Here is a 12,649-nt window from a genome sequence, read left to right as displayed (position 1 = left end):
ATCTTTTCACCTGCTTATTTATTTGCAAAATAGTCTTCCTTAGTCAAGACATAATGAACTCTTGTGACGATTCTACCTTTTTCATGTTGATCCATACAAGCATATGGTTCTGCATGGGAAAAGCGCATGCCTGATTTCTCCATGACCTTTCCTGATGCGGGATTGTCTTTATCGTGAAGAGCGGTCAACTTGTTCATTCCAATCTGCTCAAAAGCCAGCTCAATCACGGCGCGATTGGCTTCTGTCGTCAATCCTTGATTCCAATACTTTTTATTGATAATGTAGCCAATGGCTGCCTTCTTAAGAACAGGATCGATCTTGTGCAAATCAATGGTTCCAATAAACTGACCATTACTTTTTAGTTCGATTCCCCACCGTCCCAAGGGATTAGCCAAGTAAAACTGAGCGATGTTGTTCTTGGTTTCTTCTATGCTTTGATTTGTTGGAAAAGTGTAGCGTGTATTTTCTCTGTCTGAGGCATACTCAAACATAGCTTCTGCATCGTCCAAGGTTACAGGTCGGAGCAATAAACGCTCCGTTTCTATAGTTGGATACTTGGAAAATTTAACAAATATTGATTCCATACTTTTCCCTCCATTAGAGCTTGATTCTCACTAGTCTAGCATAAAGAAATTTGAATGACAAGTTTTTCTTGATTTTTGAAGCGGTTTCATATACAATAAAACCATCACATTTTTGATTTATGAACTGGAATGTGACAACCAAAACAAGACCGTCAATTGAAAGGTAGGTTATCTCTATGTTAATCGGAATCCCAAAAGAAATTAAAAATAATGAAAACCGTGTTGCCCTCACTCCTGCTGGCGTCCACAGTTTAGTCAGTCGTGGACATCGTGTTCTCATCGAAACAAATGCTGGTCTCGGTTCAGGATTTACTGATGCAGACTATCAAAAGCAAGGAGCTGAGATTGTCGCAACTGCTGCTGAAGCCTGGGCTGCCGAGTTGGTCGTGAAAGTAAAAGAACCACTAGCTTCTGAATATGGTTATTTGCGCAACGATCTTCTTCTCTTCACCTACTTGCACATGGCCGCTGCACCAGAATTAGCAGGTGCTATGTTAGCAGCCAAAACAACAGGAATTGCCTATGAAACTGTTCGTGACAATCAAGGACAACTACCGCTCCTCGTTCCTATGAGTGAGGTTGCAGGTCGTATGGCTGTTCAAATCGGAGCTCACTTCCTTACTAAGCAAGCTGGTGGTTCTGGTGTCCTACTAGGTGGTGTACCAGGTGTTCCAAAAGGAAAAGTAACCATCATCGGTGGTGGTGTCGTCGGTACACATGCTGCCCGCATCGCCCTTGGTCTTGGTGCTCAAGTGACTATTTTAGATATCAGCGCTAAGCGTCTCTCAGCTCTAGAAGAAGTCTTTGGAAATCAAATTCAAACTCTTATGTCTAATTCATTCAACATCGAAGCAAGTGTGAGAGATGCTGATGTGGTGATTGGTGCGGTTCTCATCCCTGGTGCCAAAGCACCAAAATTGGTGACAGATGAGATGGTCAAACAAATGCGTCCAGGCTCTGTCATTGTTGACGTTGCTGTTGACCAAGGTGGCGTTATCGAGACAGCTGACCGTGTGACAACACACGATGAACCTGTCTATGAAAAATACGGTGTTCTCCACTATGCCGTTGCCAATATCCCTGGCGCGGTTGCCCGTACTTCAACCATCGCCCTAACCAATGTCACTCTTCCTTATATCGAAGCTTTGGCCGGCAAAGGATTCGCACAAGCAATCTCTGAAGATGAAGGCTTACGTCAAGGTGTGACCACTTATAAAGGTTACTTAACTAGCCTCCCAGTTGCTCAAGGGCTCGATAAAGAGCACACGTCTATCGACGAACTTGTTTAAAGCTAGACACTCATTAAAAAAAAAGCAGTTCACGTCTGAACTGCTTTTTTGCTATTCTGTTTCTTGGTTCTTTTCTTCAACCTTAACTGGAGCTGGTTCATAAGCTCGGATAATCTGAGCGACAACTGGATGGCGAACCACATCCTTAGCTGAAAAATGAACAAAGTCGATTTGGTGAATGTTCTTGAGCTTTTCTTGAGCATCAATCAAACCGGACTTAACATTACGTGGCAGGTCAATCTGACTGATATCCCCATTGACAATCATCTTCGAATTAAAGCCTAAACGAGTCAAGAACATCTTCATCTGCATGATAGTCGTATTTTGCGCCTCATCGAGAATGACAAAGGCATCATCCAAGGTCCGTCCACGCATGTAGGCGAGGGGCGCGATTTCGATAATTTCACGCTCCATGAGACGGGTCGTTTGGTCTTTCCCGAGAATCTGATACAAGGCATCATAAACTGGTCGAAGATAAGGATCGACCTTCTCCTTAAGATCACCCGGAAGAAATCCTAGACTCTCGCCTGCTTCCACTGCCGGACGAGTAAGGATAATCCGCTTGACTTGCCCACGTTTAAGGGCAGTTACTGCCAAAGTCACTGCAAGAAAGGTCTTCCCTGTCCCTGCAGGTCCGATTCCAAAGGTCACATCATGCTGTTTGACACTGTCCACATAAAGCTTTTGACCCAAGGTTTTGACACGGATAGGCTTCCCAGTATTATCCTTGATAATTTCTTCTTCGTAAAGGGCGACAAACTTGTCAATTTCATCGTTTTTGACCATGCTAATCGCAGTCACCACATCTGGCGTGCCAACGGTCATTCCACGATTTACCAAGACCATCAAAGCCTGAATAACCTGACGGGCTTCCTCACAGGCAGCTTCTTCTCCCAAAACCTGCACAATCTCCGTACGGGCATGAATCACCACATCGAGCTCTTCTTCCATCAAACGAAGATGGCGCTCATTGGAACCAAAAAGATGGAACAAGTCATCTGGGTGACTTAGTTGAATGTCTATTGAATGTTCCTTCAAATAAAGAACCTCTCTAATCCGTTTATTTCTTTATATTATAGCAAAGAGAACAATAAAATACTAGCCTCATCTCATTGTCTCTAGTGTTCTAAGTATTCTTGCCAGATAGCGTCAAAGTCACCTAGGTTAAAAGAGAAACTGGCATGCTCCTCCAGAAAGCGACTCACCTCATCAAAATCATCTGTATGTTTTGGAAAAGCTGACTCTTCAAAAGCGAGGTCTGCCAAGATGGCTTTAGGGCTATTACTTTTAGGATTGCGCTCGGTCATGAGCCAAGTGTAAAATGATTTTCTCAATTCTTTCTCCTATCAAGAGTTTTTTAATGACACTTTTCTGATTCTTGAAAATTACTGGACTTAGCCTCTGAAACGTAGTGGTTTATAAAATCTGTTTTAGCATCTGTATAGGCGTCTCGATTGTGTTCAAATTTTTTCCACAAACTTAGTTTTAATTCCTGATACGCTTGGGCAATATCTGGATGCTGGCAGAGATAATCTCTAAAATAAATCTCGTCATGATCTCCCGTCATTCGCAAATGTAAATGAAAAACTTTCTCAGCAAATCCCTGCTCTGTATATCCTTTATTTAGCGAAATCCTGTTAGGACTCTCCGACATCACTAGCCACCCATTCTTCACCAATAAATCCCTAACTCTTGCTAAATCCTCTATTTTACCTACTTCTAACAGAATATCAACGATATTTTTGGCCCAAATATTAGGGATAGCAGTGCTACCGATATGTTCTATTCTTTTAATAACATTTGCACCCAATATTTTTTTCAGGCTTGCTTTTTCCGATTCATACCAGTCTTTCCACTCTGGCTTGTGCTCTACTAAAAAAATCGGAAAAAGTTGCCAGAGTTCCTCTAAACTCATTTCTTCAAGTTTCTTTATCATGTCTATAAGGCCTAAATCAACTCTGTCCCAAACTGATCTTGCTTGATTTTGCCAGCCTTCATCAAGCCACCGAGTGCTTTCTTGAACTGACCTTTAGAGATACCAAAGGTTGCCTTGATATCCTCAGGAGACGACTTATCATTCAAGGTCATGAAACCGCCATTGCTTTCCAAGTAGGTCAAAATCATCTGAGCATCATTTTCCAACATCTCAAAAGAACGTGGTTTCAGGGATAGGTTCAAGGTACGATCCACTTCACGGAAACCAATGACACGCGCATCTAACACTTGCCCCAAACGTGGCTCTGCGTAGCGCTCACTTGGGTGAATGAAACCAAGCATGTTATTCTCTGGCAGATAGACAAAGGTCCCTGACAGCTTGAGGCGGTAAACAATGGCTGGCCAGTTTTGGTTTTGCATGTTGTTGTAGGCAGGACGAGCCAGACGTTGGAAGTCTTCCTGATACGCCAAAAGTCCCCAGATTCGGTCTTTCTTGTCCACTTCAAGACGGATGTAAAGTTTATCACCTTTCTTAGGCCAGAGTTCCTTGAGCTCAGGGAGGATATCGAGTGACACAACGATTTCTTTATCAGGTAGACCGGTATCAACAAAAACACCCAAGTCCTTACGAACTTCTGTTACCGTTCCCCAACCAAATTGGTCCTGAGTTGCAGTCACTTCTATGGTTGTCAGGCGGAGTTTTTGCTTCATATCCGTGTAGGCAAAACCTTTGACCGTATCCCCTACTGTATGATGACCTTCTTCCTTGGCAAGTGCATAGGTTTGACCATCCTTTTGCACAAAGTAAAAACGGTCATTTTCATCGATGATAAGTCCAACGATAAAACTTGCAAGATTTGTATTCATAGTTCCTTCTTTCGAATAAAACTCAGCCAGCAATGCCAACTGAGTTTTTCTGTTTATTTTTAGACTTCCAAAAGTTCCTTTTCTTTATTGGCAGTCATGTCGTCGATGTGTTTAACAGCATCGTCTGTTACTTTTTGAATATCTTTTTCAAGAGTTTTCAATTCGTCTTCAGTGATTTCTTTTGCTTTTTCTTGTTTCTTAGCTTCGTCCATAGCATCACGACGGATGTTACGAATAGCCACTTTAGCATTTTCACCGACCTTCTTCACTTCTTTAGCAAGGTCACGACGAGTTTCTTCTGTAAGAGCTGGAATAACCAAGCGGATCACAGAACCGTCATTAGCTGGTGTAATACCAAGATCAGAAGCGTTCAAGGCACGTTCGATGTCTTTCAATGAAGACTTGTCAAATGGTGTTACCAACAAAACACGCGCTTCTGGAATAGTAATTGAAGCGATTTGGTTAAGAGGAGTTTCGACTCCATAGTATTCTACATGGATACGGTCTAGCAAGCTTGCGTTGGCACGACCGGCACGGATACCACCAAATTCACGAGCAAGTGATTGGTGAGACTGGGTCATTCTTTCTTTAGCTTTTTCTACAATTGCATTAGCCATAATTTTCTTATTCCTTTTCTTCGATATTGTTTGAAACTGTTGTTCCGATATTTTCACCAAATACGACACGTTTGATGTTGCCTGGTTGGTTCATGTTAAAGACAACCAAGTCAATGTCGTTGTCCATAGAGAGGGTCGAAGCTGTTGAGTCCATGATACGAAGACCTTTATTGATAACATCACGGTGGGTCAATTCTTCAAACTTAACAGCTGTCTTGTCTTTCTTAGGATCGGCATTGTAAACACCGTCTACGCCATTTTTAGCCATAAGGATGGCATCTGCTTCAATTTCAGCTGCACGAAGGGCTGCTGTTGTATCTGTTGAGAAGTAAGGTGAACCAATCCCAGCACCAAAGATAACGATACGACCCTTTTCAAGGTGGCGAAGGGCACGTCCACGTACATAAGGTTCTGCCACTTGTTGCATGGCAATGGCTGTTTGCACACGCGTATCGACACCAACTTGTTGCAATGAATCTGCCATCACAAGAGCATTCATCACAGTCCCAAGCATTCCAGTGTAATCTGCCTGAACACGGTCCATTCCTGCTTCTGCAGCAGGTTCCCCACGCCAGAGATTTCCTCCACCAATAACAAGGGCAATTTCGATACCTAAGCTATGAACTTCTTGAATCTCTTTTGCGATTGTTTGAACTGTCTGGATATCAATCCCTACGCCACGTTCACCGGCAAGGGCTTCACCTGATAACTTGATTAAAATACGTTTATACTTGGGATTCGCCATTTTTACTCTCCTTTTTTTATCCTACCTATTTTATCACAATTTCTAAGATTTTTATAGTATCATGAGCAATTCTTTGAAAAAAATTAGACCGTTAAAAATTCCTCTAAGTCGGTAAGAGCACGCTCTGCAATTTTTTCATAACGAGCCTTCTTATCACGGATACGCTCGCCATCCAATTCCTTGATAATCCCAAAATTGACATTCATGGGTTGGAAATGTTTGCTATCAGCGTGAGTGATGTAATGAGCCAGACTTCCAATCGCTGTGGTCTCTGGGAAGATAGCTTCACTTTCACCCTTAAAGAGACGAGCTGCGTTAATACCTGCAACCAACCCTGAAGCTGCTGACTCAACATAGCCTTCTACACCCGTCATTTGACCAGCAAAGAAAAGGTTTGGCTGTTTCTTAGAACGATAGGTCTGCTCAAGAAGATTTGGCGAATCCATGTAAGAATTGCGGTGCATAACCCCATAACGGACAAACTCAGCATTTTCAAGACCAGGAATCATTTGGAAGACACGCTTTTGTTCTCCCCATTTGAGGTGGGTTTGGAAACCGACGATATTGTAGAGACTACCAGCCGCATTGTCCTGACGAAGTTGGACAACCGCATAAGGGGTTTTAAATTCTCCATCTCGAGGGCCTGTATAATCGTCTGGATACTCCAGACCAACTGGTTTCATCGGACCATAAAGCATGGTTTTAATGCCACGCTTAGCCATGACTTCGATAGGCATACAACCTTCAAAGTACTTTTCTTTTTCAAACGAATTGAGCGGTGCTTCTTCCGCATTGACCAAGGCTTCATGGAAATCCATAAATTCTTGTTTGGTCATTGGAGCGTTGAGGTAGGCTGCTTCTCCCTTGTCATAACGAGACTTGAGATAGACCTTACTCATATCAATGGTATTGACATCGATAATAGGCGCCGCCGCGTCGTAGAAATAGAAACCATCCCCATCATTAAGGGCATGAATCTTTTCAGCTAGAGCATCGCTGGTCAAAGGACCAGTAGCGACAACTGTGATTACATCAGTCGGCAATTCTGTAATTTCATCACGAACCACCTCAATCAAGGGGTGGTTGGCTACTTTTTCGGTCACCATTTGGGAGAAACCGTCACGGTCCACCGCAAGGGCACCGCCCGCAGGAACACGTGTAGCTTCAGCAGATTCCAAGATAACAGAACCCAAGCGACGCATTTCTTCCTTGAGAAGCCCAACTGCATTGGTCAAAGCATCCCCACGTAAGGAATTTGAACAAACTAACTCAGCAAAATTGTCTGTTTTGTGTTGGGGTGTTGACTTGACACCACGCATTTCATATAGTTTAACTGGAATACCACGTTCTGCGATTTGGTAAGCTGCTTCAGAACCTGCCAAACCAGCACCGATAACATTGATATAAGATTGAGACACGACACTAATACCTCTTTGGGTAGAAACTAAGTCCAAATAAAAACAAGCTACTAGACTATTTGATACCCACAAATCTTTCTATTTTTTCTTCTACTAGTATAACAAAAAAAGGGAAGAAGGCAAACTTCCCTGTTTAGTCATTTTCTTGATTTTCTTCCCATTCGTGATAGGCAGCGTAGAGTTGGCTTTTATTCCACTGGTAGAGTTTCGCAACTTCCTTAATGGCTTGATTTTTCTTCATGCCTTGTTGGATGCGTGCTTGGATATCTGAAAACAAGTCCTCCTCGTCCTTTTCCTCCACATCCTGACTGGCACCTTCAACGATGAGAAGGCATTCACCCTTGAGTGGCGTTTCAGCAATACTTTCTAGTAGCTCTGAAATCTTTCCTCGTTGGTATTCTTCATAGATTTTGGTCAATTCCCTGACCAAGACTACCGAGCGGTCACCGTAAACTACTAGCATATTTTCTAACGTATCCGCTACACGGTGGGGTGATTCATAGAAAATCTGAGTTTCTGGATAGGCTTTTTTGGCTTGAAAAAATTGCTTTTGCTGGCCTGATTTTCTCGGTAAGAAACCGTAAAAGATATGTGGCTGTGGTGCTAAACCGCTGGCAATCAAGGCAGAAATCCCTGCAGAAGCACCTGGAACGGTAACAACTGCGATTTCTTCCTCAATAGCTGCCTTGACCAAATCATGACCAGGGTCCGAGATACTAGGCAGACCCGCATCGGATACCTGAGCGATACTTTGTCCCGCTTTCAAGAAACCAATCAAATCAGGAATTTTTTCCTTGGCATTGTGCTCGTGAAAACTGATCTGCTTGGTGGAAATGTCAAAATGCTTGAGTAAAAGGCCCGTGTTACGGGTGTCCTCAGCCGCAATCCAGTCCACTTCTTTCAAGGTCTGAATGGCACGAAAGGTCATGTCATCTAGATTGCCAATCGGCGTTGCTACTAGGTAAAGCTTGCCATAGGGAGATTGTCCCTTAAAACTTTTTTGAATCTGCATGCCTACTCCCTGTATAACAACTCGTCACAGAACATACACTCCTCGTCCTGCTCCCGGCGTTGTCCATAAAAATCATTACATACGTGAAAACCGTCTTTATAGATCCGACGGACGCTTTCACGAACATGCTTAGCCTTGACGGGAGTATCTGCTTCCACCTCGCCCAAGCGTTCGCGCAACTTACTATTTTCCAATCGAAGAGCTGTATTTTCCTCTACCAGGCTCTTGAGATTTTTCTTGATGGCTTCCACATCGGCCAAGGTCACCAGTAATTGTTGGGAAAAATCATCCAGCGCGTCAAATAATTCTTTTTTGTCCATAAACCAGCCCTTTCCTTTCTATATCGTTCATTTTTAATACTCAATGAAAATCAAAGAGCAAACTAGGAAACTAGCCGCAGGCTGTACTTGAGTACGGCAAGGCGACGTTGACGTGGTTTGAATTTGATTTTCGAAGAGTATGAGTTTATATTTCTTTCAAGACCAGGTATTCCATAGCATTTTGAAAGCTGACATTAGCCTGCCACATTTTTCTAGCTTCTAGTAAATCTTGTAGAATCTGTCGAATCCTTGCTTGCAAGAGATCCTGCCCACAGAGGACTTCGAGGATTCGCAAGACCTGATCTTGTTTTTCCTTGTCATCTACCAAGCTGGCTAATTTCGCAACTTGCAAATAACTCTCTTTTTTCTTAGCTAATAACCAGGTCAGCAGGCGTTCGCTCTCATCCACCAAGGTCCAAAAACTAGCCTGATTGACCAACTTTTCAGCTTCAGCACGTGATTGACAAAACTGGGCTAAGAGAGTTGCTTTTTTCTTGACCAGACCTGCTTGTTCTAATTGATGGATGAGCTTTTCTTCTTGCTTTTTAAAATGGAAAATCTGGGTCCGACTACGGATTGTTGGCAACATCTTTTCCTCATCGCTGGTCAAGAAGAAAATATAAACCTCACTCTGGGGTTCTTCGATGACCTTGAGCAGAGAGTTAGCAGCGTTGGGATGCATTTTCTCCGCCTGCTCGATAATAAAAACCTGCTGCTGACTTTCAATCCCTGCTTGAGAAAACTGACCCACCAATTCCCGAATGCGTTCTGTCTTGATGACCTGATTGACTGGCTTAATCAAGGTAACATCGGGGAATTCTTCCTGTTCAATCAGCTTGCAGTTTCGGCATTTCTCACATGGTAGAACGCCTACTTTATCCGTACAAAAGAGGCTCTTAGCCAAAAACTGCGCCATTTCCAAGCTTCCAAAGAAACCTGAAAAGAGATAGGCGTGATTGAGCTGATCTTGTTCTAGGATACGGACAAAGCGGTCAAACTGGTCTGGCTGCCAAGCTTTTAGTTGTTCTTGTTTCATTTAGCCAAGCCCATTCTGTCAAACAAGACAGCCTTGGTCGTTTCCACAACTTGCTCCAAAGGAAGACTCGCATCAATCTTAACAATGCGATTTCCTTCTTTGTCCAGAAGAGAAAGGTAACCTTGACGAACTTTCTTGTGCAAGTCTAAACCTTCCATGTCCAAACGATTGACCTCGCGGTCACTATTAGCAGCAATGCGAGCCAGTCCTTCTTCCACCTCAATGTCAAAATAGAGGGTCAAATCGGGTTTAAGGCCATCTGTCGCAAAGTGATTGAGCCAATCAATGGCATCAATATCCAAACCACGGCCAAATCCCTGATAAGCAACAGAACTATCGATGAAGCGGTCCATAATGACCAACTTGCCAGCTTCAAGTGCTGGAAGAACTTTTTCCACCAAGTGCTGTCTACGACTGGCAATATAGAGAAGGAGTTCTGTTTTAGGATCCATCTGAGTATGACTTGGGTCCAAAATCACTTGACGAATCTTCTCCCCAATCAAGACTCCACCTGGTTCACGGGTCGTCAGCACCTCTACTCCTTTTTCCTCTAAAATTGGGAGTAGAGCCTCTAAAACGCTGGTCTTTCCTGCTCCCTCCGGTCCCTCAAGAGAGACTAAAAATCCTTTTGACATGTCTAACTCATTTCTTTTTTTCTACCTTCTATTCTATCAAAAAAATAGATTTTTGTGACAATCTTTTTGCGTCTTCTCCATTCAATCGACCATAAAAGAGGCTGGGAGTCATCCAACCTCTTATTTACCTAGTTCTTGTGTTCGTTTATAGGCTTGCTGAACTGCGTCCATGACTGTGCCTCTAAAGGCATGTTCTTCCAGACTTGCTACACCAGCAATAGTCGAACCTCCTGGGCTGCAAACTTGGTCCTTCAAAACTCCAGGATGTTGCTGGCTTTCGAGAACCATTTGTCCAGCGCCGACTACTGTTTGGGCTGCCATTTTCAAAGCCATTTCTCGGGGCAATCCTGTCTGCACACCCGCATCTGCTAAAGCATCAATAAAAAGGTAGACAAAGGCTGGTCCACAACCTGCAAGACCTGTCGCTGCATCAATTAAGCTTTCCCCAAGTTCAACAAAGAGACCTGCCTTGGCTAACAGCTTACAAAAGAGCTCACTGTCCTCAGCCCTGCAATTAGGAGACAAGGCATAACTAATCACTCCTTGCCCGATAGAAGCAGGGGTATTTGGCATCATACGAATAATTCGATGTTGACTTGGGATAAGACTTGCTAGTTTTTCTAAAGTCAATCCAGCTGCCATGGAAATCAAAAGAAGACTCTCTCGTTTTTCAAGAATGGTCTGATAGTGAGAAAGCAGTTCAGAAAACTGAGCAGGCTTAACTCCTAGAAAAATCACACCTGCTTCTGCGAAGATTTCGTCATTGCTGGAAGCCTGACCACCAAAGTTAGCAATGAAAGCATCTACTTTTGCTTGACTACGATTGGCAAGGAGAATCTGAGCACCCGTCTTGGCCTGCACAACAGCCTTGGCCAAACTAGCTCCCATATTCCCCAAACCGATAAATCCAATCTTCATCTCTTACTCCCTTATCTGTCCGTCCCCAGTAACCACATACTTGTAGCTGGTCAACTCTTTCAAGCCCATAGGCCCACGCGCATGCAGTTTCTGAGTAGAAATTCCCATCTCACATCCAAGACCAAATTGCCCACCATCAGTGAAACGCGTTGAGGCATTGACATAAACCGCTGCTGAGTCCACTTGATCTGTAAAGTAGGCTGCAGCCTCAGCATTTTCCGTCACAATGGCATCCGAATGATGGGTACTGTGAGCTTCAATATGCTCAACTGCTTCTTCTAAACTGCTCACAACCTTAATCGCTAGGATATAATCTAAAAACTCAGTGTCAAAGTCTTGTGCCTCAGCTGCTCGACCTGAAACAAACTGACTTGCTTGGCTATCCAAGCGGAATTGAATTGGTTCCAGTCCAGCTTCCTTACGCTCTGCAACCAGAACTTGTTCCAAGCGAGGAAGGAAACTTGCTGCCTTGTCTTCATGAACTAGCAAGACCTCCATGGCATTGCAGACAGAAGGACGACTGGTTTTAGCATTGTTGATGATAGACAGAGCCTTGTCTTCATCTGCATCCTTATCCACATAGACATGGACAATCCCAGTTCCTGTCTCGATAACAGGCACAATGGCATTTTCAACAACAGCATTGATCAAGCCAGCGCCTCCACGAGGAATAAGAAGGTCTAGATAACCCTTGGCCTTCATCATAGCATAGCTACTTTCACGGCTAGTATCTTCCACCAGTTGAATCACCTCTGGATGGATGATCGTCGTCTCCAAGCCCTTCTTTAAGGCTGTGACAATAGCATGAGCTGTTTGGTAGGCGTCCTTACCACTACGAAGAACGACCGCATTGCCACTTTTGAGAGCCAAAGCAGCCGCATCAGACGTCACATTTGGACGGCTTTCATAGATAATACCAATAACCCCCATAGCCACACGTTTTTTGGTGATTACCAAGCCATTTTCAAGATGACTTGTCTCTAGGACCTCACCAATAGGATCTGGTAAAGCAACCACTTCACGAATCCCTCTTGCCATCGCTTCTATACGTCCCTCATCCAAATAAAGACGGTCTAGCATGACATCTGAGATTTTCCCCTTGGCCGCTGCCATATCGAGGGCATTGGCCTCTAAAATCTCCTCAGTAGCTGCCAATAAATAATCAGCCATAGCTAGCAAGGCTTGGTTTTTCACTGCTTCACTGGCAGTATTGATTGATTTCTTAACAGCCTGTACCTGTTCAAATTGTTCTTGTGTACTTACCATCGTTCAC

15 protein-coding genes are annotated in these 12,649 nt (G+C 43.6%); 1 reads left to right on the top strand and 14 read right to left on the bottom strand.

The genetic code is table 11. From position 1 onward, the window contains the following. Positions 1-14: 14 nt before the first annotated feature. A complete protein-coding gene (locus ACORHV_RS03490; protein WP_434398821.1) occupies positions 15-584 on the bottom strand; it encodes a GNAT family N-acetyltransferase in 570 nt (189 codons plus the stop codon). 176 nt (positions 585-760) lie between these two features. Here ACORHV_RS03490 and ald point away from each other — a divergent pair, with 176 nt between their 5' ends. Then, on the top strand, positions 761-1,873 hold the full coding sequence (ald, locus tag ACORHV_RS03485; protein WP_000904702.1) for an alanine dehydrogenase: 1,113 nt from the start codon (positions 761-763) through the stop codon (positions 1,871-1,873). A 51-nt stretch (positions 1,874-1,924) separates the two neighbouring features. Here the strand turns inward: ald and ACORHV_RS03480 are convergent, their stop codons facing one another. From ACORHV_RS03480 to ACORHV_RS03420, 13 genes are all read right to left on the bottom strand, one after another. Then, complete coding sequence (locus ACORHV_RS03480) at positions 1,925-2,911, bottom strand: PhoH family protein (RefSeq protein WP_049550008.1); 987 nt, start codon at positions 2,909-2,911, stop codon at positions 1,925-1,927. 80 nt (positions 2,912-2,991) lie between these two features. Next, positions 2,992-3,207: a YozE family protein gene (locus tag ACORHV_RS03475; protein ID WP_001232084.1), complete on the bottom strand. Its 216-nt coding sequence runs from the start codon at positions 3,205-3,207 to the stop codon at positions 2,992-2,994. A gap of 23 nt (positions 3,208-3,230) precedes the next feature. Then, on the bottom strand, positions 3,231-3,809 hold the full coding sequence (locus tag ACORHV_RS03470; RefSeq protein ID WP_065371720.1) for a GrpB family protein: 579 nt from the start codon (positions 3,807-3,809) through the stop codon (positions 3,231-3,233). Positions 3,810-3,820: 11 nt separating this feature from the next. After that, positions 3,821-4,675, bottom strand: coding sequence for an RNA-binding virulence regulatory protein CvfB (gene cvfB / locus ACORHV_RS03465; protein WP_049520775.1), 855 nt, complete (start codon positions 4,673-4,675; stop codon positions 3,821-3,823). 59 nt (positions 4,676-4,734) lie between these two features. Then, the gene (gene frr, locus ACORHV_RS03460; RefSeq protein WP_001262234.1) at positions 4,735-5,292 is read right to left on the bottom strand and encodes a ribosome recycling factor; all 558 of its coding nucleotides are present in this window, start codon (positions 5,290-5,292) and stop codon (positions 4,735-4,737) included. Positions 5,293-5,299: 7 nt separating this feature from the next. After that, positions 5,300-6,037, bottom strand: coding sequence for a UMP kinase (pyrH, locus tag ACORHV_RS03455; RefSeq protein ID WP_000002996.1), 738 nt, complete (start codon positions 6,035-6,037; stop codon positions 5,300-5,302). 83 nt (positions 6,038-6,120) lie between these two features. Then, a complete protein-coding gene (gene trmFO / locus ACORHV_RS03450; protein WP_007518882.1) occupies positions 6,121-7,455 on the bottom strand; it encodes a methylenetetrahydrofolate--tRNA-(uracil(54)-C(5))-methyltransferase (FADH(2)-oxidizing) TrmFO in 1,335 nt (444 codons plus the stop codon). 133 nt (positions 7,456-7,588) lie between these two features. Continuing rightward, positions 7,589-8,467: a 16S rRNA (cytidine(1402)-2'-O)-methyltransferase gene (gene rsmI / locus ACORHV_RS03445; protein ID WP_339293626.1), complete on the bottom strand. Its 879-nt coding sequence runs from the start codon at positions 8,465-8,467 to the stop codon at positions 7,589-7,591. 2 nt (positions 8,468-8,469) lie between these two features. Beyond that, complete coding sequence (gene yabA / locus ACORHV_RS03440) at positions 8,470-8,787, bottom strand: DNA replication initiation control protein YabA (RefSeq protein WP_000358229.1); 318 nt, start codon at positions 8,785-8,787, stop codon at positions 8,470-8,472. A gap of 145 nt (positions 8,788-8,932) precedes the next feature. Next, positions 8,933-9,823 carry a DNA polymerase III subunit delta' gene (locus ACORHV_RS03435; RefSeq protein ID WP_000808202.1) on the bottom strand — a complete coding sequence of 297 codons (891 nt, stop codon included), beginning with the start codon at positions 9,821-9,823 and terminating at the stop codon, positions 8,933-8,935. Then, positions 9,820-10,458, bottom strand: coding sequence for a dTMP kinase (gene tmk / locus ACORHV_RS03430; protein ID WP_000033380.1), 639 nt, complete (start codon positions 10,456-10,458; stop codon positions 9,820-9,822). Before tmk ends, ACORHV_RS03435 begins: the two co-directional genes overlap by 4 nt. Before the next feature lie 120 nt (positions 10,459-10,578). Next, positions 10,579-11,376, bottom strand: a complete 798-nt coding sequence (proC, locus tag ACORHV_RS03425) for a pyrroline-5-carboxylate reductase (RefSeq protein WP_434398816.1) — start codon at positions 11,374-11,376, stop codon at positions 10,579-10,581. Between the two features lie 3 nt (positions 11,377-11,379). Beyond that, positions 11,380-12,642 (bottom strand): glutamate-5-semialdehyde dehydrogenase, encoded by a 1,263-nt coding sequence (locus tag ACORHV_RS03420; protein WP_049478046.1) that lies wholly within the window; start codon positions 12,640-12,642, stop codon positions 11,380-11,382. Positions 12,643-12,649 lie beyond the last annotated feature (7 nt).

The organism is Streptococcus sp. KHUD_016 (assembly GCF_051106465.1).
Taxonomy (GTDB): Bacteria; Bacillota; Bacilli; order Lactobacillales; family Streptococcaceae; genus Streptococcus.
The sequence above is the reverse complement of the archived record's forward strand: the minus strand, read 5'-3'. Positions and strand labels throughout refer to the sequence as shown.